16 protein-coding genes and 1 pseudogene are annotated in these 23,267 nt (G+C 72.1%); 11 read left to right on the forward strand and 6 right to left on the reverse strand.

Features of this window, described 5'->3' with window-relative positions; genetic code table 11:
* Window positions 1–876, forward strand: a complete 876-nt coding sequence (locus tag ACZ5Y0_RS35780) for a hypothetical protein (protein ID WP_469132809.1) — start codon at window positions 1–3, stop codon at window positions 874–876.
* A 154-nt stretch (window positions 877–1,030) separates the two neighbouring features.
* Window positions 1,031–5,644, forward strand: a complete 4,614-nt coding sequence (locus ACZ5Y0_RS35785) for a coiled-coil domain-containing protein (protein WP_469132810.1) — start codon at window positions 1,031–1,033, stop codon at window positions 5,642–5,644.
* A gap of 203 nt (window positions 5,645–5,847) precedes the next feature.
* On the opposite strand, the gene ACZ5Y0_RS35790 is transcribed toward ACZ5Y0_RS35785, so the two are convergent.
* Window positions 5,848–6,474 carry a hypothetical protein gene (locus ACZ5Y0_RS35790; protein WP_469132811.1) on the reverse strand — a complete coding sequence of 209 codons (627 nt, stop codon included), beginning with the start codon at window positions 6,472–6,474 and terminating at the stop codon, window positions 5,848–5,850.
* Window positions 6,475–6,894: 420 nt separating this feature from the next.
* Here ACZ5Y0_RS35790 and ACZ5Y0_RS35795 point away from each other — a divergent pair, with 420 nt between their 5' ends.
* From ACZ5Y0_RS35795 to ACZ5Y0_RS35820, 6 genes and pseudogenes are all read left to right on the forward strand, one after another.
* Complete coding sequence (locus ACZ5Y0_RS35795; RefSeq protein WP_469132823.1) at window positions 6,895–9,804, forward strand: nitrate- and nitrite sensing domain-containing protein; 2,910 nt, start codon at window positions 6,895–6,897, stop codon at window positions 9,802–9,804.
* Window positions 9,801–10,235, forward strand: a complete 435-nt coding sequence (locus ACZ5Y0_RS35800) for a roadblock/LC7 domain-containing protein (RefSeq protein WP_469132812.1) — start codon at window positions 9,801–9,803, stop codon at window positions 10,233–10,235. Before ACZ5Y0_RS35795 ends, ACZ5Y0_RS35800 begins: the two co-directional genes overlap by 4 nt.
* A 9-nt stretch (window positions 10,236–10,244) precedes the next feature.
* Window positions 10,245–10,640 (forward strand): DUF742 domain-containing protein, encoded by a 396-nt coding sequence (locus tag ACZ5Y0_RS35805; protein ID WP_469132813.1) that lies wholly within the window; start codon window positions 10,245–10,247, stop codon window positions 10,638–10,640.
* Window positions 10,641–10,872: 232 nt separating this feature from the next.
* Window positions 10,873–11,223 (forward strand): annotated as a pseudogene (locus tag ACZ5Y0_RS35810) (hydantoinase B/oxoprolinase family protein); the annotation flags it as partial.
* Window positions 11,224–11,264: 41 nt separating this feature from the next.
* Window positions 11,265–11,870 (forward strand): GTP-binding protein, encoded by a 606-nt coding sequence (locus ACZ5Y0_RS35815; protein ID WP_469132814.1) that lies wholly within the window; start codon window positions 11,265–11,267, stop codon window positions 11,868–11,870.
* A 227-nt stretch (window positions 11,871–12,097) separates the two neighbouring features.
* The gene (locus tag ACZ5Y0_RS35820) at window positions 12,098–12,265 is read left to right on the forward strand and encodes a hypothetical protein (protein WP_469132815.1); all 168 of its coding nucleotides are present in this window, start codon (window positions 12,098–12,100) and stop codon (window positions 12,263–12,265) included.
* Window positions 12,266–12,468: 203 nt separating this feature from the next.
* On the opposite strand, the gene ACZ5Y0_RS35825 is transcribed toward ACZ5Y0_RS35820, so the two are convergent.
* Together ACZ5Y0_RS35825 and ACZ5Y0_RS35830 are read right to left on the reverse strand one after the other, a co-directional pair.
* A complete protein-coding gene (locus tag ACZ5Y0_RS35825) occupies window positions 12,469–13,659 on the reverse strand; it encodes a lipid-transfer protein (protein WP_469132816.1) in 1,191 nt (396 codons plus the stop codon).
* Entirely contained in the window at window positions 13,656–14,081 is a 426-nt protein-coding gene (locus tag ACZ5Y0_RS35830) for a Zn-ribbon domain-containing OB-fold protein (protein ID WP_469132824.1), read from the reverse strand. Before ACZ5Y0_RS35830 ends, ACZ5Y0_RS35825 begins: the two co-directional genes overlap by 4 nt.
* 424 nt (window positions 14,082–14,505) lie before the next feature.
* Between ACZ5Y0_RS35830 and ACZ5Y0_RS35835 the strand changes: the two genes are divergently transcribed.
* Window positions 14,506–15,042, forward strand: a complete 537-nt coding sequence (locus ACZ5Y0_RS35835) for an NUDIX domain-containing protein (protein ID WP_469132817.1) — start codon at window positions 14,506–14,508, stop codon at window positions 15,040–15,042.
* Here ACZ5Y0_RS35835 and ACZ5Y0_RS35840 read toward each other — a convergent pair.
* The gene (locus ACZ5Y0_RS35840) at window positions 15,033–17,408 is read right to left on the reverse strand and encodes a glycoside hydrolase family 31 protein (RefSeq protein WP_469132818.1); all 2,376 of its coding nucleotides are present in this window, start codon (window positions 17,406–17,408) and stop codon (window positions 15,033–15,035) included. The two genes, ACZ5Y0_RS35835 and ACZ5Y0_RS35840, sit on opposite strands and share 10 nt — an antisense overlap.
* A gap of 213 nt (window positions 17,409–17,621) precedes the next feature.
* Here ACZ5Y0_RS35840 and ACZ5Y0_RS35845 point away from each other — a divergent pair, with 213 nt between their 5' ends.
* Window positions 17,622–19,589, forward strand: a complete 1,968-nt coding sequence (locus tag ACZ5Y0_RS35845) for an acetoacetate--CoA ligase (RefSeq protein ID WP_469132819.1) — start codon at window positions 17,622–17,624, stop codon at window positions 19,587–19,589.
* Window positions 19,590–19,679: 90 nt separating this feature from the next.
* Window positions 19,680–20,585, forward strand: a complete 906-nt coding sequence (locus ACZ5Y0_RS35850) for a hypothetical protein (protein WP_469132820.1) — start codon at window positions 19,680–19,682, stop codon at window positions 20,583–20,585.
* Window positions 20,586–20,651: 66 nt separating this feature from the next.
* Here ACZ5Y0_RS35850 and ptsP read toward each other — a convergent pair whose 3' ends face one another.
* Window positions 20,652–22,322 carry a phosphoenolpyruvate--protein phosphotransferase gene (gene ptsP, locus ACZ5Y0_RS35855; RefSeq protein WP_469132821.1) on the reverse strand — a complete coding sequence of 557 codons (1,671 nt, stop codon included), beginning with the start codon at window positions 22,320–22,322 and terminating at the stop codon, window positions 20,652–20,654.
* 81 nt (window positions 22,323–22,403) lie between these two features.
* Window positions 22,404–22,853: a PTS sugar transporter subunit IIA gene (locus ACZ5Y0_RS35860; protein ID WP_469132822.1), complete on the reverse strand. Its 450-nt coding sequence runs from the start codon at window positions 22,851–22,853 to the stop codon at window positions 22,404–22,406.
* Window positions 22,854–23,267 lie beyond the last annotated feature (414 nt).

The following is a 23,267-nucleotide window of genomic DNA, read 5'->3' on the forward strand; positions in this document are numbered from 1 at the left end:
GTGACCGAGCACGTCGACCGGAGTGAACCCGAGGCCGTCGCGCCGGCCTCCGCCGTCGTCACCCCCGCCGACGCCGCCGACGCGGCGCGGCTCGTCGCCTTCGGCCTCCAGCCCAGACTCCAGCCCGCGCGCGACCAGGAGTACGCGGACCTGCTGCGGCGTTACCGCGAGGACCCGCCGTTCGCGCGGCTCGCGGACGCCGTGGCCACCGGACTGGGACTGATCGTGCTGGAGGTGTCCCCGCGCGCGGGGATGGCCGTCACCGCCGCCGAGGACTCGGTGTTCGCCGTCCGCATGGGCGACTACGCGCGTCGTACGGCCGCCGACTCCGGAGACCGTTTCCTGCACGGTCTCGCGCATCTCGCCGTCGCCGCCATGGCGTTCCCCAGGCCCGAGGACCTGGCCGACGACGGTTACATCGGCCGGGTCAGTGTCAACGGCGTCGACGCCTTCGTGCGCCAGGCCTGCCGCAGACTGGAGGAAAAGGCGGAACAGCAGGGCGAGAACACCGACCCCGCGACCGACGCGCCGGGCCTGGAGGCCGCCTGGCGCATCTGGGCCAGACGCAGCGCCGCCGGTGCCACCAAGGACGCCCGCCGACTCGCCGGTTCGACGACCGGCATCGTCGGCAAGGCCGTCGCGTTCCTCACCGAATCAGGGTTCCTCCAGCGCACCGGCGACGACAACGGTGGAACGTACCGGACCACGGCCCGTTACCAGCTCCAGGTGCGGGACATGGCGGGGAGCGCGGCCATGGCCGCGCTGCTGGAACTCGGCGTCGTCCCGGTCACCGACGGCATGCCGACGCTGCTGCCCCCCGAGGAGTCCGAAGACCTGGAACTGGTCGCCGACGCCGGACTGCCGTTCCACTCCTGAGACTCCGGGATTTCCGCGACCGTCAAAGGCCTCCAGGATCTTCCCGGACTCCACGAAGTCCGGGAAGTCCCCGGACTCCACGAAGTCCCCGAAGTCCCCGAGTTCTCCAAGTACCGATCCACCGCACCCTTCCGAAGACTTACGAGAGTCCGCCATGTACGAGCTGTCCCGGGTCCGCCTCTACTCCATCGGGCCTGCCGGTGCACGCTATGCCGACACCGTGCTTGACCTGCGGGGCGTGGGCGAGGTCGTGCCCGATCCCGCCCCCATGCAGGCGGAGTTCTTCGAGGACGAGCCCGTCGGGCCGCCGCGCCGGCCCGCGCCCGCCGGCGTGCTCTTCCTGGAGAACGGCGGCGGCAAGTCCGTCCTGCTCAAGCTGATCTTCTCGGTCATGCTGCCGGGCCACCGCAACACGCTCGGCGGCGCCAGCTCCGGCGTTCTGCGCAAGTTCCTGCTCGCCGACGACTGCGGCCATGTCGCGCTGGAGTGGCAGCACGTGCTGACCGGGGAGTGCGTGGTCGTCGGCAAGGTCAGCGAGTGGCGCGGCCGGCAGGTGTCCAACGACCCGCGGAAGTTCGCCGAGGCCTGGTACTCCTTCCGGCCCGGACCCGGGCTCACCCTGGACAACCTCCCCGTCGCGGAATCCACCGCCGTACGGCCGTCCGTCGAGGGCCAGTCGGGGGCACAGGGCCGGCGGCGCACCATGAAGGGCTTCCGGGACGCGCTCACCGACGCGGGCAAGGCGTATCCGTATCTCGAGGTGCACTGGGAGGAGATCCACGACCGGTGGATCGAACATCTCGGCGAACTGGGCCTCGACCCCGAACTCTTCCGCTACCAGCGGGAGATGAACGCCGACGAGGGCGAGGCGGCCGGCCTCTTCGCGGTCAAGAAGGACTCCGACTTCACCGACCTGCTGCTGCGCGCGGTGACCGACACACGGGACACCGACGGTCTCGCCGACCTCGTCGGCGGCTTCGGCAACAAGCTGGGCCGACGCGCCGAGCTGATCGCCGAACGCGACTTCACCGCCGGCTCGGTGGACCTGCTCGGGCGGATCGTCGAGGCCGCCGACGCGCGAGCACGCGCGCGTGACGTCCACGCCGCCGCCGAGCGGCGCACCCGCACCCTCGCCCGTCGGCTGACCGCGCGCGGTGTGCGGGAGCGCACCCGCGCCGCCGATCTGGCCCAGCGGGTCACGGCCGCCGCCTACGCCGTCACCCACTCCGAGAGCGCCCGCGAGCGCAGCGCGTTGATCGCCGCCGAACTAGCCTTTCGACACGCCTCGTTGGCGCTCGCCGCCGCCGAGAAGGCCGCCGCCGCGCAGAAACGCGAACTCGCCGAGGCGCGCACCCTGCACGCCGCCTGGCAGGCCGCCGAGGTCACCCTGCGGCAGCGCGCCGCCGCCGACCGGGTGGCGCGCGTCTCCGCCGCCATCCAGGAGGCCGAGCGGGACGCCGCCCCGGCGCTCGCCGCCCGAGCCAAGGCAGCCGTCGACCTCGTCCGCGCCCTGCACGCCGCCGCCGCGAGCGCCGAGAGCCTCGCCAACGAGGAGGAGGAACGCTCCGCGGCGCTCCAGGACGTCGGCGAGGCCGCGCACCGGGACGCCACGTCCGCCGCCACCGAGGCGCAGCGCGCCCGCAGCGAGGCCGGACATCTGCGTGACCGCCTCACCGAGGTCGAGCAGGAGACCGCCGAAGCGGTCCGCGCCGGCTGGCTGGACGACAGCGCGCCCGACGCCGACCCCGCGCGCGCGGCCCTCGCCGCCAGCGACGCCGAGAAGAGCGCCGTCGCCGCCTGGGACAACGCCCGTGAGGCCTCGCGCAGAGCCGCCGAGCACGCCCGCGAGGCCGCTTCCGCCGAGTCCCGCGCCGAGCTGACCGCGGCCCGGGCGGCGGACGCGGCGACGGCCGCGCAACGGTCGTACCAGGCCGAGCGCCGGCTCGCCGAGGGCCTCGCGGGCGAGGAGCGGCTGGCCGAACTGCTGGGCCTGACCGGCGGCTCGACCCCTAGGATCATCCCGCAGCCGCGCCAGGGAAGTGAGACCGAAGGCACCGATCTCACGCCCGAGGACCTCGACCGCTACGCCGACGAGCTGCGCGAACTCCTCGACGACACGGTCTCCTCCGCCGAGCGGCAGCTGTTCGAGCTGCGGACCGCCGCCGCCGACGACTCCCGCATCCTCGGCGCGCTCGGCGACGGCGGTCTGCTGCCTCCCGGCCCGGACGTGCTCGCGACGGTCGAGTTCCTCGGCGAGCACGGCATCCCCGCCCTGCCCGGCTGGCGCTACCTTGCCCAGGCCGTCGACCCCGCCGACCATGCGAGGGTCCTCGCCGCCCGACCGGAACTGGTCGACGGTGTGATCATCACCGACCCCGACTCGCACGCGCGCGCGCGTGAAGCGCTCAGCGAGGCCGCCCTCCTGCCGCGGTCCGCCGTGGCAGTCGGCACGGCCGCCGCCCTCCTCGCCCCCACTCCGGCTGCCGACGCCGACACCGGTGATGTCTTCCTCGTACCGCCGAACCCGGCCATGCACGACGAACACGCCGCCGATGAGGAACGCCAGGCGCTGCGCGCGCGGGCCACGGAGCGGGACGAGGAGATCCGCCGGCTCGCGGCCCGGCTCGGCAAGGACCGGGAACTGGCGGCCCGACTCGCCTCTTGGCGCACCGGCTGCCCGGCCGGCCGACTCACCGAGCTGGCCAGGACCGCCGAGGAGGCCCGCGCGTTCGCCGAGGAGTCCGAGGCCGAGCTGGGCGAGGCACGCACCGTGCGCGCGGAAGCCGACGAGGCAGCCGCCGAAGCCGCGCTGGTGCGCGAGGAGCGGCAGGAGACCGCCCAGAAGGCCCGGCGCGCCGCCGACGCCCTCGCCGGGCTCGCCTTCCGGCTGCGCGAGCGCGCCGGCTGGCAGGTCAGGTTGCGGGAGCTCGCCGACGAGGCCGCCGAGTCCGAGGCGCGCGCCCAGGCCTGCCTGGAGCGCGCCCGTGCCGCCGACGAGGACCGCCGCGCCGCCCAGCGCGCCGCCGACGACTCCCGCCGCACCGCGCGTGCGTTGCGCGCCGAGCGTTCCGAGATCGCCGGCGCCCCCGACGATGTGCCGGAGGCCGAGCCAGGCGCGCCCAAGGCATCCCTGCCCGCCCTGCGCGAGGCCTACCGGGCCGCCTCCCAGCTGTACGAGAAGGTCGGCGTCGGCGCCGACCTGCGGGCCGAACAGGCCCGCGCGGAGAGCGACGAGAGCGCGGCCCTGGCCGAGCTGGACCGGCTGAGCAACAAGGTCCGTACGCGCGCGGAGCAGCTGCTCCAGTCACCGGACGGCTCCGACGGACCGTCCCGGCAGGCCGCCGCCGCGCGCGCGGAGGAACTGGTCCAGCTCCTGGAGACCCGTGTGTCCAGCGCGAGCGAGCAGCTCGGCCGGCTGCGCGGCGAGGCCGAGCGGCACGCGCCCGAGGACGGCGCCGCCCACACCGAACTGCCCGAGGACCTCCAGCCGCGCGACGCGGAGCACGCACAGGCCCTGCTGCGCACCGCCACCGCCGAACTCGCCTCCCGGGTCGAGGCGTTGGCCCAGGCGCGGGAGGCGCACGCCGAGCTGTTGGACGCGCACCGTGCCGCCGAGGACGCGGCCGGCGGCTTCGACGAGATCGCCGCCATGCTCCGTGACCTGCTGCGCGAGCACAGCCCCGAGGAGGAACCGGAGGCGCCGGAGCCCTACCCAGGCACCCTGGAGGAGGCCCGCCAGTCCGCGGCCGAGACCCGCCGGTCCCTGCGTGGCTGCGCCGCCGACCTGTCCGCGGCCGAGGCCGCCGTGCGTGAGGCGAGCGACATCCTCGTCCGGCACGCCAATTCCACCCGGTACGAGCAGGTGCGCACCCCCGCCCGGCAACAGATCCGCGAACTGCCCGCCGCCGCGCTGCCCGAGCACGCCCAGAAGTGGGCGGACGCCTTCGCGCCCCGACTCCGTGTCCTGACGGACGAGTTGGCCCAGTTGGAGCGCAACCGCGACTCGATCGTGGACCGGCTGCGCGGCCTCGTGGAGTCGGCGCTCGCCACACTGCGGTCCGCCCAGCGGCTGTCCCGGCTGCCCGAGGGACTCGGCGAGTGGTCCGGACAGGAGTTCCTGCGCATCCGCTTCGAGGAACCCGACCACGCCACCCTCACCGAACGGCTCGGTGAGGTCGTCGACGAGGCCACCCGTGCCGCTGTCAGAAAGAACTCCGACCTGAGGCGCGACGGCATGTCCCTGCTGCTGCGCGGGGTCGGCGCGGCCCTTCACCCCAAGGGTGTCGCCGTCGAGATCCTCAAGCCGGACGCCGTGCTGCGCGCCGAGCGAGTGCCCGTCGGCCAGATGGGCGACGTCTTCTCCGGCGGCCAGCTCCTCACCGCGGCCATCGCCCTGTACTGCACGATGGCGGCCCTCAGGAGCAACGACCGGGGCCGCGACAAGCACCGGTACGCCGGCACGCTGTTCCTCGACAACCCCATCGGCCGCGCCAACGCGACCTACCTGTTGGAACTCCAGCGTGCCGTCTCGGACGCCCTCGGCGTGCAGCTCCTGTACACCACCGGCCTGTTCGACACGACGGCGCTGGCGGAGTTCCCGCTGGTCATCCGTCTGCGCAACGACGCCGACCTCAGGGCCGGCCTGAAGTACATCAGCGTGGAGGAGCACCTGCGCCCGGGGCTGCCGCAGGCTCCGTCGGGGGAGGCGGGGCACAGCGAGATCACGGCCACGCGCATGTTCAAGCGCCCGGCGCCCACCGCCCCGTAGCGCTGCGGCACCGGGGAACTGTGAGCCCGTCGTGGCCGGTCGCACACAGTTCCCCGCACGCCCAGGTGTCCGCTCGGGCAGGCCCGATGCCCGACAGCATCAGCAGCCCCGGCGCGGCGTGACCGACGGCGCGCGCAGGCGCCTGGGCCTGAGGCCGTCGCGGTCGGCCGAGCGGGCTGTTCCGGGAGAACCGGACCCACTCCTCAGGAGTGGGACAGCTGCCCGGCGCCGCCGCTCCGGCGACGTATCCGCCCCTGTGCGCGCTCGGTGATCCGCTCCTGTCGGCGTGCCCGACGCCGCTCGCGGCGCAGTGCTCGCGCGGTGCTGCTCGGGGTCGACACGACGCCGTTGCGCTGGCTCCACACCTGGCGGGTCACCCACACGTCCAGCGCGCCCCAAGTCGCCACCACAGTGCTGATCACGCTGCTGATGACCATGGGGAACGCCAGCCAGGAGCCGGCCAGCGTGCACAGGAGAGCGACCATGGCCTGAAGCAGGGTCACCGCGATGAACAGCACCGCCCGCACCGCAGACCTGCGGACCGGGTCGGGGAGGCGGCGCCGACGCGCGGGTTCCTCCACCCACAAGGGCCGGTACTCCGGCCGCCCCTGGTCCGCGCGAGACGCTCCACCGCCCTGGTCCGCTCTCGGCCGAAGGACACCCTCGGCCGCGTCGTCGGCGGCCACCGCGGCTGCCAGAAGACCGCTTCGCGTCCTCGCTCTGCGGTCCTGCATCGGAATGTCGCGATCCGACGCCTCGCGTTCCCGCAGCGCCGTACCGCGCGTCGCCGTGCCGTCCTCGGGCGCCTCGCGCCGCTCCGCCGTGCCCATCAACGTGTCACTCCCCACCGCCGGCAGACCGCTTGCCCCCGGCTCGAAGAACCGGCTCCCCATTGGCTGCCCGGCTTGCGCTGTCTTACGCCGCCCGGGTGCGGCCTGCGGCTCCTGTGGCCGATTCCGTCCCCGAGCCCCAATGAGTAGGACGCGCAAACCGGCGCGAAGATTCCCGGACTGAGAAGAATTCTGGCCAACTCCTCCATGGCGCCCATCGGATGCCGCCCCGCTCGAAGGCACCTGTTCCGGGAGGCAATCTCCCGTAATGACCGGACAACCCCTCCCACGCCGACGCTTATACGGACGTTCAGATTCCGGACGCCTTTTCGAGTTCACCGGGCGTCGGTAGTAGGCTCGCGCCGTTTGTTGACGCACATGCGTACCCCCGGCCGGTGGGGGTTCGAGCTGGGGGAGTCCATGCGCTTTCGCGGGAAGTCGATCCGCCGGAAGATCGTGGCGCTGCTGCTCGTGCCGCTGGTGTCCCTGACCGCCCTCTGGGGCTTCGCCACGGTGCTCACGGGCCTCGAGGCGAGTCGCCTGTTCACGGTGTCGCATCTCGTGGAGAAGGTGGGCTACCCCGTCGAGGACACCGTCCGGATCGTTCAGCAGGAACGTCGACAGACTCTCGTCTACCTCGCCGACCCCCGCGCCTCCGACGCTCTCTCCGCCCTGCGTCGCACCCGGACCGCCACGGACGAGGCCCTTGCCGAGATCCGGTCGAACGCCAAGGACCCCGACGTACACGAGGTTCTGGACGAGGACGACGGCGAGGGGCTGACGGCGGTCCTCGACGCTTTCGACGGCCTCGACTCCCTGCGCCGCGGTGTCGAAGAGGGGACAGTGACCCGCGCCCAGGCGCTGGATCTGTACAACCGCCTGATCGACCCCTGTTACACCCTGTTGGCCAAGCTGGACGTCGTCGACAGCGTGGAGATGGACAAGCAGTACCGGGCCCTCGTCAGCGTCGCCCGTGCCCGTGAGCTGCTCTCCCGGGAGGACGCCCTGCTCGGCTCCGCCCTGGTCGTGGGTCGGGTCACCCGGGACGAGATCCGCGCCGTCTCCGATCTCGAGGCCCAGCGCAACGTCGTCTACGACATCAGCCTCGCTCAACTGCCGGTCGCGGAGCGCGAACGCTACGAGCGCTTCTGGAAGAACGCCACCACCGCTCCCGTGCGCACGGCGGAACAGGCGGTGGCGTCCACCGGCCCCGGTCAGATGCCGCGCGGGGTCACCGCCAGGACATGGGACATCGCGGTCGCGAACGTCCTCGACGAACTCGGCACCCTCGACGAGCAGGCGAACGACCGCTACCAGGACCGCGTCCGCCCCGTGGCGATCGAAGTGATCGTCAAGGCGGTCGTCGCCGGAGTGTTCGGTCTGATCGCCCTGCTCGTCTCCCTCGTGCTGTCCGTGCGCATCGGCCGCGGCCTCATCCGCGACCTGCGGCAGCTGCGCCTCGAAGCTCACGAGGCGTCCGGCGTGCGGCTGCCCAGCGTCATGCGCCGCCTCTCCGCGGGCGAACAGATCGATGTCGAGACAGAGGCCCCGCGACTGGAGTACGACAAGAACGAGATCGGCGAGGTCGGCCAGGCCCTCAACACGCTTCAGCGCGCCGCGGTCGAGGCCGCCGTCAAGCAGGCCGAGTTGCGCTCGGGCGTCTCCGAGGTCTTCGTCAACCTCGCCCGCCGCAGCCAGGTGCTGCTGCACAAGCAGCTCACCCTGCTCGACACCATGGAGCGCCGCACCGAGGACACCGAGGAACTCGCAGACCTTTTCCGCCTCGACCACCTCACCACCCGCATGCGGCGGCACGCCGAGGGCCTGGTGATCCTCTCCGGCGCCGCCCCCTCGCGGCAGTGGCGCAAGCCCATCCAGCTGATGGACATCGTGCGCGCCGCCGTCGCCGAGGTGGAGGACTACGAACGGATCGAGGTCCGCCGCCTCCCGCGGGTGGCCGTCACCGGCCCCGCCGTCGCGGACCTCACCCACCTCGTGGCCGAACTCCTGGAGAACGCCACCGTCTTCTCCCCACCGCACACCGCCGTCCAGGTCCTCGGCGACAGGGTCGCCAACGGCTTCACGCTGGAGATCCACGACCGGGGCCTCGGCATGGCACCCGAGGCGCTTCTGGACGCCAACCTCCGGCTCGCCGAGACGCCGGAGTTCGAGCTGTCCGACACCGACCGGCTGGGCCTCTTCGTGGTCAGCCGGCTCGCCCAGCGGCAGAACGTCCGCGTCTCTCTTCAGCCCTCCCCGTACGGCGGCACGACCGCGGTCATCTTCATCCCCGACGCGCTGCTCACCGACGACGTCCCCGACACGAACGGCATCGGCTTCCGGCTCGACCGTCCCCGGCCTCCGAAGGAGACGGAGCCCGCGGGGAACCGCAGGTCCGCACTCGCCCAGACGCCGGTGCAGCTTCCCGGGGCCCCTTCGCTGCTGGACGGGCCGGTCGAACTGGAGGCCCCGGTGGACCTGGGCGCCTTCGGCGGCTTCCCGGTCCCCCCCGACGACGACAGCGGTGAGCGAGACGGTCTGTTCCGCCCCAGCGGCTCCCCCTCCCGCGCCCAGGACGGGCCCACGGCCGACGCCGTCGAGCACCGCCGCCGGGTGACCGACCTCCGGAGCGAACCGGGCCGTTCCACGGCGGGCGATCTGGCCGTCCCCCTGCCCCTGCCGAGCCGGAGAACGCCGAAACTGGTGAGCTCGCACGGCCGTCCGGTCGCCGACCAGCGGTCCCGTCGCGCGGAGGCGCAGGCGGAGGCGGCCACCGGCACCGGCGAGGAACCCCTGCCGCGACCGACCGGACGGCGGCCGGAGCAGGACGGCCCAGCCCCGCTGCCCTCCCGCCGCCGCGGCGCGACGCCGCAGATACCGCGGAGAAGCGGCACCGCCGAGCGCTCCGGCGACGGCACTCACCAGCCGCCGCAGACACCCGCCCCGCCGAGCCGCAGCCGGCGCACCGCGGGCCCGGACGAGACGGTCGACCTCACGCGCGACGCGGCCCACCACGCCGCGGAACCGACGCCGGGGACCCCCGAGGTTCCCACCGGGAGTCCCGGCAGAGCGGCTCGTGACCCCGGCCCCGGTACAGGCGCCCTGCCCCGGCGCGTACGACAGGCGAACCTGGCCCCGCAACTGCGGCAGGGACCCGAACGACCCGCCCAGGAGCGCTCGGAGCCCGCCGACCGGGACGCCGACGAGGTCCGCAGCCGCATGGCCTCGCTCCAGCGCGGCTGGCAGCGAGGCCGCGCGGAGAACTCCGCGGGCGACGATGCCGACAGCGCCACAGCACCACAACGAACGACAAGGGGGGACGGTCGATGACCGCACCGAAGACGACCGGCCACACCACGACCGACAACGGCGAGCTGAACTGGCTCCTCGACGACCTCGTCGACCGCGTCGCCGGCGTCCGCAAGGCCGTCGTGCTCTCCGGCGACGGTCTGCCGACCGGAGCGTCCCAGGACCTGACCCGGGAGGACAGCGAGCACCTGGCCGCCGTCGCCTCCGGGTTCCACAGCCTCGCCAAGGGCGTCGGCCGCCACTTCGAGGCCGGCAGCGTCCGTCAGACGGTCGTCGAACTCGACGAGGCCTTCCTGTTCGTCACCGCCGCCGGCGACGGCAGCTGCCTCGCGGTCCTCGCGGACGCCGACTCCGACGTCGGACTGGTGGCGTACGAGATGACGCTCCTGGTGAAGCGGGTCGGCGCGCATCTGGGTACCGCCCCGCGCACCGATCTGCCCTCGGGCGGGTAGTGGGATGGTATGAGGACAGACGGTCAGGGAAGCAGCCACTGGTTCGATGACGAGGCCGGACCGGTCGTCCGGCCGTACGCCATGACGCGTGGCCGCACCACCAGTGCGGTCCAGCACCGTCTCGACCTGATCGCGGTCGTCGTGGCCGAACCCCACGCCGACGACCCGGACGCGGACCTCGCGCTGTCCCCCGAACACGTCGACATCGTGGACCTGTGCCGCGACGCCCCCCAGTCGGTGGCCGAACTCGCCGCCGGACTCGACCTGCCCATCGGCGTGGTACGCGTCCTGGTCGGTGATCTCGTGGACGCGGAGTTCGTCCATGTGAACCGGCCCGTGCCCCCGGCCGAACTCCCGGACGAGAGTATTCTGCGCGACGTGATCACCGGCCTCCGAGCGCTGTGAGCGGCGCGGAAGCGAGGTGAGGACGTGGCAGGCCGGCAGTTCCGGGTGGGCCGGCCGGGGCGGCACCTTCACGGACATCGTCGCGCGCCGCCCGGACGGCCGGCTGCTGATCCACAAGCCGCTGTCCGACAACCCGGCACGGTACGCGGACGCGGCCGATCGCCGGCGTCCGGGCCCTGCTCGGCGACGCGCGGGAGCCCGCCGAGGCGGTGCGCACGGGAACCACGGTCGCCACCAACGCCCTCCTGGCGGTATCGCCCCGGGCTCCATGCCGGCCGACAGCCGCACCATCGGCGAGGAAGGCGTCCTCCTCGACAACTGGCTGCTCGCCGAGAACGGTCGCCTCCGCGAGACGGAAACCCTCCGCCTGCTCACCGGGGCGGCGTACCCGTCCCGCAATCCCGCGACCAACCTCGCCGACCCGCGGGCCCAGATCGCCGCCAACCAGAAGGGCGTCGACGACGTCGCCCGCTTGATCGACGACCTCGGACCCGACGTCGTACAGGCGTGCACGCGGCACGTCCAGGACAATGCCGAGGAGGCCGACGTCCTCGTCATCGAAACCCCCGGCGGCGGAGGCTACGGTCCACCGCCCACGACCCCATCGAGCAGGAGAAGTAACCGATGATCTTCGGGCGTTCTGAGCGCGGCAAGCCCCCGGTCGAGCCCGTCACACTCAAGATCCTGGTGGCTGGCGGCTTCGGCGTGGGCAAAACCACCCTCGTCGGCGCCGTCAGTGAGATCAAGCCGCTGCGCACCGAGGAGTTCCTGACCGAGGCGGGCCGGCCGGTCGACGACACCACGGGCGTCGAGCGCAAGCACACCACGACCGTGGCCATGGACTTCGGGCGCATCACCCTGCGCGAGGACCTGGTGCTGTACCTGTTCGGCACCCCTGGCCAGGAACGGTTCTGGTTCATGTGGGACGAACTCTCCGAAGGCGCGCTGGGCGCGATCGTGCTCGCCGACACCCGCCGCCTGGAGGACTGCTTCGCCGCCGTCGACTACTTCGAGCGCCGCTGCATCCCCTTCCTCATCGGCGTCAACTGCTTCGAGGGCGCGGCCCGTCACCCTGTCGAGGAGGTACGCCGCGCCCTCGACCTCGACGACGCCGTGCCGGTGCTGCTGTGCGACGCCCGTGACCGGAGCTCGGTGAAGGACGTGCTCGTCGGAGTCGTCCAGCACGCCATGGATTACGACGCCGACCGCCGTCAGACGGTCACCACCTGAAACGTGTGCACGGCTCGTACCTCGTCGACCGGCGTACGGGCCGCGGCTCGAGGCCGCGCACACGCGTGTGGCGGCCTGGGCAGGGTGGGGAAGAGGCCGATCCCGACGACGAACAGGGACACGATCAGCACGAGGTGCCGGCCCTCGCAGACTCTCTCCGGCAGACCGAAGGCCCGACTGATCGTCTCAGGATCAGATGAGCGCGAGTCCTGCGGTGCTCCTCGATCTTGGTCGACGGTGTGGCCGAGGACCCGGGCCGAAAGCTGGCGGTCGCACTGGCCGAGCAGTACGAAGGGCCCGGCGCAGGCGAGGAGTACCTGGCACTGCCGCCGGAGGTGGTGCGGGTGGTCGTCAGGATCACCCCGCTGCGGCTGGTCGGCTCCTTCGCCGACTGACTTATCGTCTCGAGCGAGTCGAGCCCCCGGCCATGCGTCTGATGACCCATAAGGCGCTCGGAACACCCGTCCAAGCCGGCTCATGAGACTTCACACAGTCGTTCGGGCTGTCACAGCGCGTACGCGCGCGGACGCGCCCGTTGTGGAGCGACGGTCGTCTCTTTCACCGGTCCCCGGCTGTCATGCGGCGCACCACTGTCCCCTCACCGCACCGCGACCACCGCCGACCCGTGCCCGAACAACCCCTGGTTCGCCGTGATGCCCACGCGCGCGCCGGCCACCTGACGTCCGCCCGCCTGACCTCTCAACTGCCAGGTCACCTCGCAGACCTGGGCGAGCGCCTGCGCGGGAACCGCTTCTCCGAAGGAGGCCAGCCCGCCGCTCACGTTCACCGGTGTACGGCCGCCCGGCGCCGTGATGCCCTCCCGCAGCAGCCGGGCGCCCTCACCCTCCCCGCACAGTGCGAGATCCTCGTACCACTGCAACTCCAGAGCGGTGGACAGGTCGTAGACCTCGGCGAGCGAGAGGTCCTCGGGCCCGATGCCCGCCTCCTCGTAGGCGGCCGCGGCGATGGACGCCCGGAACGGCGGCCCGGCCGGCTCGACGGCGGCCGCGGAGTCCGTGGCGATGTCCGGCAGGTCCAGCACCGCGTGGGGATAACGCGGCGAGACCGTGGACACCGCACGGATGCGCACAGGGTTCGCCGCTCCACGCCGCCGCGCGAACTCCAGGCTGGACAGCACCAGGGCAGCCCCGCCGTCCGAGGTCGCGCAGATGTCGAGCAGCCTCAGCGGATCGGAGACCATGGCGGAGGCGGTGACCTCCTCCACGGTGACGCGTCTGCGGTAGCGCGCGTACGGGTTCAGTGCTCCCATGGCGGAGTTCTTCACCTTGACCTGGGCGAAGTCCTCTGCCGTGTCCCCGTGCACCGCCATGCGCCGTCGCGCGAACAGCCCGAAGTACGCCGGATTGGTCGCGCCGAGCACCCGGAACCGCAACCAGTCCGGGTCGTCCGGGCGGTCGCCGCCCGCGGGCCGGAAGAATCCCCTGGGGGCGGCATCGGCCCCCACGACGAGCACGACGTCCGTCATGCCCGCGAGAATCCGCATGCGCGCCGCGTCGATCGCCTGGGCCCCGGAGGCACACGCCGCGTACACGCTCGTCACCCGGGCGCCCTGCCAGCCCAGGGCCTTGGCGAACGTCGCCCCGGCGACGTACCCGGGGTATCCGCCCCGCACCGTGTCCGCGCCCACGACCGAGCCGATCTCCCGCCACTCCAGACCGGCGTCGGCCAGTGCCGCGCGTGCCGCCACCACGCCGTACTCGACGAAGCCGCGCCCCCACTTGCCCCAGGGGTGCATGCCCACCCCGAGCACCGCCACCTCCGTCGTCATCCCCTCACCCCCGTCGGCCGCCAATGCCAGGTCGTCCAGGTCGTCTCCGCGTCCTCGCCGAGCACGCCGGGGACGACCTCCACCTCCATGCCCACCGTCAGATCGGCCACGGTGACCCCGGGAGCGGCCTGCCCCAGCACCACCATCCGCTCGGCCTCCAGCTCCACAGCGATCAACGCGTACGGTTCCCAGGGAAGTTCCGGATCGGTCACATAGGGTGACGGTGGCCGGTATCGGTTGTCCGTGTACGACCAGACGCGTCCGCGCCGCGACAGGGGGACCTCCTCCAGCTCGCCCCCCGCGCACCCCGGATTGCGGCAGTGGCTGTCCTCGCGGGGGAAGAAGAACGAGGCGCACCGGGTGCAGCGCGTGCCGAGCAACCGGAAGTCGTCCCCGTCCCCGTCGAACCAGCCCTCGACCACAGGCGTCCGTGTATGTGACACAGTTCCTCCCTCCCGAAGATCTGACGGATAGTCAGGAGTGTGGCATGCTCATCACGATATGGGCAGGGCGTCCCGCCCCCGCGGACGGAGCACGAGTCATCGCCCCGCGAGGAGGACCGGAACCTGGGCGGTGGAGGCGAGGCGCACGACGCTCCGGACGATCCTCCGCCGGGCAAGGGCGCCGACGACCGGGCGGCGAGGCGGTGTTCTCCGCGAACGTCGGCCAGACCCACCTGTTCCGCGCCCGGTCACAGCACCGAGACCGGGTCCCCACCCGGCTCTTCAAGCGCGAAGCCGGCCCGGACACCTGCTCCGGCTTCCCCTTCTCTCCGCCCAATCCCTCACCAGAGCCCTCGGGGGCACCCGCGTACGACGCCCGCCCGTGATCGGATACAGTCCGCGCGTGTCCGAAAATCAGCACTCCACTTTCAACTCCGTGCCCGACTCCCACTGTTCGGGCTGCGGAGCGCCTTATGGAGAGGGCGTCACCGGCTGGCCCCGCACCTGCCCGGCCTGCGCCGTCGTCGCCTACCGGAACCCCCTGCCGGTCGCGATCGCACTCCAGCCCGTGTACGACACGAAGGGCACCGCCCTCGTCGTCATCACCCGAACCATCGCCCCCGCGCGCGGAGGCATCGCACTGCCCGGCGGCTACATAGACCACCGCGAGGACTGGAAGCAGGCCGTCGTCCGGGAGCTCCGGGAGGAGACAGGCATCGACGCGGCGAGCCGCGACGTACGCCTCGCCGACGCGATGAGCTCGCCCGACGGCCACCTCCTGCTGTTCGGGCTCCTGCCGGAACGCCCCGCGGACCGCCTGCCGACGTCGGCCGCCACCGACGAGACCGACGGCTGGCATCTCCTGCACAGGCCGGAGGAGCTGGCCTTCCCGCTGCACACGATCGCCGTGCGGGCCTTCTTCGAGGGCCGCTACATCTGACCCGACCCACCGAGCCCGCGTACGCGCACGGGGTAGGGCGGCTCACGCCTGCCGTCCTCACCCTCCCGCTCCACGACGACCCCCCGATCGCCGTCCCGGCGGGCGACGTACCGCTCGATCTCCGGCTCCTCCCAGCCGTCGCCCGCGTCCCGCACCACCAGCCCGCCCCCGGTCCGTCCCCGCGTCGGTGCCCACACCTCCAGTTCCACACCGCCGTCCTCCCCGCGCACCGGCACCACCGCGCCGCCGCGCGCGAGCACCGGTATCCGCCCCGGGGGCGCGTCGACGAGCACCTGCCCCGGCCCCCGGTACGCCTGCCCTGTCGCCGTGTCGTACCAGAGCCCCCGCGGCAACCGCACCGCCCGCCGGTCCGCGCCCGGGTCCAGCACCGGCGCCACCAGAAGACAGTCACCGAGCAGGAAGGCGTCCTCGCAGTCGCGCAACGCCCGGTCCTCCGGGGCACCCCACCACAGCGGCCGCACATAGGGAGCGCCCGTGCGCCGGGCCAGATGCGCCAGCGTCACGAAGTACGGCAACAGCCGCCGACGCTCGACGAGCGCCACGCGCGCGTGCTCCAGCACCTCGGGACCGAACTCCCACGGTTCCCCGCGCCCCGCCCGGGAAGCCGCGTGCGTGCGGAACAGCGGCAGATACGCGCCCAGCTGAAACCACCGCAGATACAACTCCGGAGAGGGGCGGCCGTCGAAACCCCCGACGTCCGGCCCCGAGTACGGCACCCCGCACAGCCCGAGCCCCAACACCAACGACAGTGACGCCCGCAGCCCCGGCCAACCCCTGGCCATGTCACCGGACCAGGTGCCGCCGTAGCGCTGGAGCCCCACCCAGCCGGAGCGTGCGAACACGAAAGGGCGCTCGCCGGGTAGCAGCTCCCGCAGCCCTTCGTAGCCCGCCTGAGCCATGCACAGGCCGTACACGTTGTGCGCCTCACGATGATCGCCACCCCGGCCCTCCAGAGCGTGCCTCGCCGACCGGGGGAGCGTCGGCTGCCCGAAGGCGGTGAGCGACGTGGGTTCGTCCACGTCGTGCCAGAAACCGGAGAAGCCCTGCGCGATCCCCTCCGCGTACAGGCCGCCCCACCACCGACGCACACGCGCGTGCGTGAAGTCCGGGTACACCGAGGCACCGGCCCGCGCCACGCCCTCCACGATCCGCCCCGAGGCGTCCCGCACGAACGCGTCCTCAGCCACCCCGCCGTCGTGCACCGCCTCACCCGGCGCGGCCCGCACGGCAGGGCCGACAACCGAGACCAGGCGGACTCCGTCCCGCCGCAACTCCTCGGCGAGCACCGGCAGCTTCGCGAAACGCTCCGGGTCGACGGTGAACGCCCGACGATCGTCGACGCGGTCGACCTCCAGGTGGACCGCGTCGAGCGGCAGGCCACGCTCCTGGTAGCCGGCCACGACCCGCCGCACCTCCTGCTCGTCGGCGAAGTCCCGCGCGTGATGGTGCCCCAGCGCCCAGGCCGGCGGCAGCGCCGGTGCACCGGTGAGCGAGGCCCAGGCGAGCAGCACGCGCGCGGGCGTCCCCACCATCACCCAGCAGCGCAACGGGCCGCCGTCCATCCGCAGCTCGGACGTCCCGGCCCGGTCGTGCCCGGAGCCGGCCCCCTCCTCGCCCTCCCGCAGTCTCACCGAGCCGTCCCAAGAGCTGTCGTGGAAGGCCAGATGCGTGGCCGCGTCGGCCACCACCAGTTGCACCGGCATCGTCAGGTACGGCGGATCGTCGCCCCGGTCGATCGTCCGCCCGGTATCGGTGTTCCACAAGCGGTACGTCCCCGCACGCAGGCGAGGCCCGGAAGCCCGACCGCCCAGCCCGAAGAAACGGGCGTCCGCCGCCACCTCCGACCGCTGCGTCCAGCGACCCGGCCCCCCGTCACACGGTTCCCACCACCGCGGCGGGAGATCACGTCGCAGCACCACCCCACCCGGCGTGCGCACCTCGATCGCCCCGTGCCGCGAGACCACGACCGTCACCCGCTCCGCCACCACCCGCCAGCCGCCGTCCTTGTCCGGTTCCAGCACCACCCGCGGATCGGCCTCAGGACAGCGCCCGGCCAGCGCGTACGACGGCTCGGGACCGGCCCCGTCCCAACCCCAGAAGACAGCACCGTTCACCGCGACCCGGATCCTCAGCTCCGAGCGGCTGAACCGGATACTCCCGCCGCCGGGCCCGGGCTCCACGTCCCGCACCACACCCGGCACCCGCGCGCGCTCGGCGTTCCGAGCCGGCAGCGCCATGGCATCGGCACGCCGCCGACGCCACGCTGCTCGCACAGTGCGCCACCCCTGTGCGGCCCCCGCAGAACCGACCCTCTTCATCGAACGCACCAGGTCACGACCGTCCATGCCGCTCACCCTGTCACTGACCGCACCGCCCGCGCGTGTCGTTCAACTGCCGTTCACCTGTGCCAAGCCCACATCCTCACGACACGCACTGTGTGGGGCACGCCCTGGTGCGGATGTCGATCACATGGCATCGTCCGTGTCAGCCGCGTCACGCGCACACCCCAGCACGTGCGCGGTCGACGCACACGACGCGCACAGTCCGGGAGCCGCCCCATGTCGACCGTGAACCCCGAGCCGCTCTGGCGGCCCGATCCGCAGCGCATCGCCGAGGCCCAGGTCACCAGATTCCAGACCTGGGCGGCCGAACGTCACGGAGCCCCGTCCGACGGCGGCTACCCCGCCCTGCACCGCTGGTCCGTCGCCGAAATCGAAACCTTCTGGAAAGCCGTCACGGAGTGGTTCGACGTGCGGTTCACGACCCCCTACACGCGTGTGCTGGGCGACCCCGCCATGCCCGGCGCCGACTGGTTCCCCGGCGCCACGCTGAACTACGCCGAGCACGCCCTCCGCGCCGCCTCGAGCCGCCCGCAGGAGCCAGCCCTCCTGCACGTCGACGAGAACCACGAACCCCGGCCCGTGACCTGGTCCGAACTGCGCCGCCAGGTCGGCTCACTCGCCGCCGAACTGCGCCACCTCGGCGTCCGCCCGGGGGACCGGGTCAGCGCCTACCTGCCGAACATCCCCCAGGCAGTCGTCGCCCTCCTCGCCACGGCCGCCGTCGGGGGCGTCTGGACCTCCTGTGCTCCCGACTTCGGCGCCCGCAGCGTCCTCGACCGCTTCCAGCAGGTCGAGCCCGTCGTCCTGTTCACGGTCGACGGCTACCGCTACGGCGGTAAGGAGCACGACCGCCGCGACGTCGTCGACGAACTCCGACGCGAACTGCCCACCCTGCGCGCCGTCGTCCACATCCCCCTCCTGGGCACCGAGCCACCCGAGGGAGCCCTGGACTGGTCCGCCCTGACCGCCGCGGACCGGGAACCCACCTTCGAACAGGTCCCGTTCGGCCATCCCCTGTGGGTGCTCTACTCCTCCGGTACGACGGGCCTGCCCAAGGCCATCGTCCAGTCCCAGGGCGGCATCCTCGTCGAACACCTCAAGCAGCTCGGCCTGCACTGCGACCTGGGCCCCGAGGACCGCTTCTTCTGGTACACCTCGACCGGCTGGATGATGTGGAACTTCCTCGTCTCCGGCCTCCTCACCGGAACGACCGTCGTCCTCTACGACGGCAGCCCCGGCTACCCGGACACCGCCGCCCAGTGGCGCATCGCCGAACGCACCGGAGCCACGCTCTACGGCACTTCGGCGGCCTACGTCATGGCCTGCCGCAAGGCCGAGGTGCATCCGGCCCGCGACTTCGACCTCTCCACGGTCCGCTGCGTCGCCACCACGGGCTCGCCTCTGCCGCCAGACGGCTTCCGGTGGCTGCACGACGAGGTCCGGGACGATCTGTGGATCGCCTCCGTCAGCGGCGGCACGGACGTCTGCTCCTGCTTCGCGGGAGCCGTGCCCACCCTCCCCGTGTACACCGGCGAACTCCAGGCACCCTGCCTCGGCACCGACCTCCAGGCCTGGGACCCGAGCGGCCGGCCCGTCATCGACGAGGTCGGCGAACTCGTCGTCACCAACCCCATGCCGTCGATGCCGGTGTACTTCTGGAACGACCCCGACGGCAGCCGCTACCACGACAGCTATTTCGACACCTACCCCGGCGTATGGCGGCACGGCGACTGGATCACCCTCACCTCACGCGATTCCGTCGTCATCCACGGCCGGTCCGACTCCACGCTCAACCGGCAGGGCGTCCGCATGGGCTCCGCCGACATCTACGAAGCCGTCGAGCGCCTGCCCGAGATCCAGGAGTCCCTGGTCATCGGCATCGAGCAGCCCGACGGCGGCTACTGGATGCCCCTCTTCGTCCACCTGGCACCGGGAGCCACCCTCGACCAGGCACTCCTCGACCGCATCAAGCGGACGATTCGCGAGGAACTCTCGCCGCGCCACGTTCCCGACGAGGTCATCGAGGTCCCCGGAGTACCGCACACCCTCACCGGGAAGCGCATCGAGGTCCCCGTCAAGCGTCTCCTCCAGGGCACCCCCCTCGAGAAGGCGGTCAACCCGGGCTCCATCGACAACCTCGACCTGCTGCACTTCTATGAGGACCTCGCCCGCAAACGAACCTGACCAACCCCGAAAGGCCGGCTCAGGGCCGCTGTCAGTGCCGTCGATTACTGTGAGTGAGCATTGATCGACTGTGCGCACACAGGGGGAATCATGACGGCACACACCGACCACTGGGCCATGCGACGTGTCCTGCGCCGTGAGATCGCAGGCACCATCGGCCTGCTCACCGACGAACACGACTTCCGCGCCATGCGGCGGTATCGCACCTTCACCTTCGACGACCACACCACCTATCTCCGACAGGTGGAGGGCCTGCTCAAAACGCGCGTTCTCCAGGGCACCCACACCACCGTCGCCCTCTTCGACCCGCAGGAGTACGCCGACTTCTGCGAGGCGAAGGGCCTCGACCCCGACAACCCCGCCCACCGCACCCGCTTCACGGCCGAACTCGCCACCACCGGCCCCACCCTCCCGTACGAGGGCCAGCCGCTGGCCGAGCTGGTGACCGCCCTGGTCGACGAAGCCGTTCGGCAGGCGACCTGGGAGTACGCGGCCACCCTCCTGGCCCGCCTCGGCGCCTGCGCGACCTGCGGCGAGGACATCGGCCGCGCGGCCTTCACCCAGGCCTCCGGCCTCCTCGCCCGGATTCTCGACACCGCGCCGCCCGGCGACCACCACCTGGTGTGCAGCGTCACCGGCACACCCGAGGCCCTCGTCGCCGTCCTCCACGCGGACGAGGCAGTCAACGGCAACACGCCGCTCGACGAGGCCGAGGTCCTCGAGTTCACGACCGTCCTCGCCCTCGGGGTCGCCACCCGGAGCCCCGGCGGCCTGGTCATGCGCACCAGCTCTGCCGGCGCCCCCGACCGCATCTACGGCTGGCGGCTGCGCGGCGAAGGGCTCGAACCGCTGACCGCCGGCGAGGTCTTCGACGCCTACTGCACCGACGTCGAATCCGGCGACCTCATCGCACCCGAGTCCGGTGTCGACTACTGCGTGCCGCCCGACCTCACCCAGGACGGACAGCAGGGACCGGCCCCGGGCCACCACCACTGACACGCCGGAGGGGCGCTCCGCCGTGAAAGCGGAGCGCCCCTCCTCAGGCCGAGACCGGCCCGCCGACTACTCGCCGGAGAGCACCGCCTGCGCGGCGGCGCGCGCATCTTCGGCACTGTCGGTCGCGCGGGCGGCCGCCGCGGCCCGCTCGCACTGAGCGAGCGTGTACTTCGCCAGCGTCGCCCGCACGTACGGAATCGACGCCGCCCCCATCGACAGGGAGGTGACACCCAGACCCGTCAACACACAGGCGAGCAGAGGGTCGGACGCGGCCTCGCCACAGACGCCGCAGCTCTTGCCCTCGGCCTCGGCCGCCTCGGCGGACAGCGCGACCAGATCGAGCAGCGCGGGCTGCCAGGGATCCTGGAGCCGCGACACAGCGCCCACCTGACGGTCAGCGGCAAAGGCGTACTGCGCGAGGTCGTTCGTTCCCAGCGACAGGAACTCGACCTCCCGCAGAATGGAGCGCGCCCGCAGAGCGGCGGACGGGATCTCCACCATCGCACCGAACTTGGCCCGAAGTCCGGCCGCGCGGCAAGCGTCGGCGAACGCCTTCGCGTCCGCGCGGTCCGCGACCATCGGGGCCATCACCTCGAGGTGGACCGGCAGGCCTTCGGCGGCCTTCGCCAGCGCCGAGAGCTGCGTGCGCAGCACATCGGGGTGGTCGAGGAGCGTCCGCAGACCCCGCACGCCCAGCGCCGGATTCGGCTCGTCCGCCGGCGTCAGGAAGTCCAGCGGCTTGTCAGCGCCGGCATCCAGCACGCGCACGACGACACGCCCCCCGGGGAATGCCTCCAGCACCTGCCGGTACGCCGCGACCTGCTTCTCCTCCGACGGTGCCTTCTCGCTGTCGTCGAGGAAGAGGAACTCGGTACGGAACAGGCCGACACCCTCCGCGCCGGCCTCGACGGCGGCCGGCACATCGGCCGGTCCGCCGACGTTCGCCAGCAGCGGGACCTTGTGACCGTCAGCGGTCGCACCCGGCCCGGTCGAGGCTGACAGTGCCGCCTTCCGCTCCGCGGCCGCAGCCTCGAGCTGCGCCTTCCTGTCCTCGCTCGGCTCCACGAAGATCTCGCCGGTGCTGCCGTCGACCGCGATGACGGTCCCCTCGGCGAGCTCGCCGGCACCCGGCAGCGCCACGACCGCCGGCACACCCAGCGCCCGCGCCAGAATCGCGCTGTGGCTGGTGGGCCCACCTTCCTCGGTCACGAATCCGAGCACCAGCGTCGGGTCCAGCAGCGCGGTGTCGGCCGGGGCGAGATCCCTCGCGACGAGCACGTACGGCTCGTCGCTGTCCGGGACACCCGGCATCGGGACGCCCAGCAGGCGGGCGACTATACGATTCCGCACATCGTCGAGGTCGGCCACGCGACCGGCGAGGTACTCCCCGGCGTTCGCCAACAGCTCGCGGTACGCGGCGAAGGCGTCGTACACCGCACGCTCGGCCGTGCTGCCGACGGCGATACGCCGGTCCACGTCCGCCATCAGTTCCGGGTCCTGGGCCATCATGGCCTGGGCTTCGAGCACCGCCTGGGCCTCGCCCCCCGCCAGATTGCCGCGCGCCATCAGATCGGCTGCCACAGCGTCCACGGCCTGGCGGGCGCGCCCCTGTTCACGCTCCGCCTCCTCGGCCGGGATCTGCTTGGCGGGCGGTTCGAGGACCGCCGTTCCCATGTGCCGAACCTCGCCGATCGCCACACCGTGGCTCACGCCGACGCCTCGCAGCGTTGTCTCCATCTCACCCGTCTCCGATAGTGCGGCGGGTCCCGCCGCCGCGGTGGTTGTCCTTCGCGCCGTCACGGAAACGACGGCGTCGGCTCAGCGCCAGGAAAAGAGAACGTCGCCAGTCTTCACGTCGCCGTCCTCACGGAGTTCGCCGAGGGCGTCGGCCGTGGCCTCCAGCGCCACGACCGGGCACACCGGAGACCTGCCGGCCTCTTCGACGGCGACCGGGTTCCACCGCACGATGCCCTGCCCTCGAGCCACCGTGTCGCCCTTGTTCACGAGAAGCTCGAAGCCCTCGCCGTTCAGCTGCACGGTGTCGATGCCGAGATGCGTGAGCACGCCGTGCCCCTCGGCGTCGACGACGACGAAGGCATGAGGGTGGAGGGAGACGATGACACCGTCCACAGGTGCCACGGCCTCGGAGGGCTCACGTACCGGGTCGATGGCCGTACCGGGGCCGACCATGGCCCCGGAGAAGACCGGATCGGGCACTGCTGCCAGTCCGATGGCGCGACCTGCCAACGGGGACGTCACGGTGGTCATGGGAAGCCTCCCAGGGGTGGAGATGTATATGGGCCGTCACTACCAGTCCCGGACGGCGCACTGTGCAGCAGGGTATGTCATATGAAGTACCGGTTCCGCACGAGTGATCCCGATCCGTGGTCTAGACCACTAGCCTAATCGATTTGCAAGCGCTCTGCGGCCCCGTGTACAGTCGTACTCCTGCTTGAGGGTGAGCGATGCGAGCAAGCACGCTTGACCGAGCAGCATCCAACTCGTCAGATCCTAGCTTTGGATCATCTTCCGCATGCCTGCGGGACGGTGGTCAGGGGGACGGAAAATGACTGGTAGAGTTGGGAACACCGAAGGGAAGCGCCCGGAGGAAAGCCTGAGAGATTCTCTCGGGTGAGTACAAAGGAAGCGTCCGTTCCTTGAGAACTCAACAGCGTGCCAAAA

Source organism: Streptomyces sp. NPDC033216 (assembly GCF_055577115.1).